This window comes from Gilvimarinus sp. 1_MG-2023 (genome assembly GCF_030548285.1).
The window spans coordinates 1-376 of the sequence record NZ_JAUOSC010000317.1 but is presented as its reverse complement, the minus strand read 5'-3'; the positions used below and the strand labels follow the sequence as shown (position 1 = coordinate 376).

Annotated in this window: 1 protein-coding gene; it reads right to left on the bottom strand. The window is 50.8% G+C overall.

The window, feature by feature from the left end; translation table 11 throughout:
- Positions 1-32 precede the first annotated feature (32 nt).
- On the bottom strand, positions 33-376 hold a 344-nt coding region (locus Q4563_RS16965), incomplete at its 5' end, for a bactofilin family protein (protein WP_303605324.1).

Here is a 376-nt window from a genome sequence, read left to right as displayed (position 1 = left end):
AAATAACATCATTATGCGATTACCTGACTATTTTAGTCAACTTTAACCGCTGTCGCCGCGGTGGCTTTGCCTTTTTTGGCCGGCGCATCGGCAGTCTGGTGCTTCAGCTGGCCATTGACCGATGCCCCCAACACCATTTCCATCATCTGGTAGTACACATCCCCAGTGACTTGCGCGTCTTTCGCCAGCTCGATGTATTCCCCAGCGTGTATATCGCCAACAACAGGGCCATTGATAATGATATTCGGTGCATGTATCTGCCCTTCTACCCGGCCCTTGTTACTGACCCGGACCACCGCACTGCTACCGGCTTCTGCAATCAGATTACCTTTGATAACACCATCCACATGCAAACCACCGGAGAAATGGATATCAC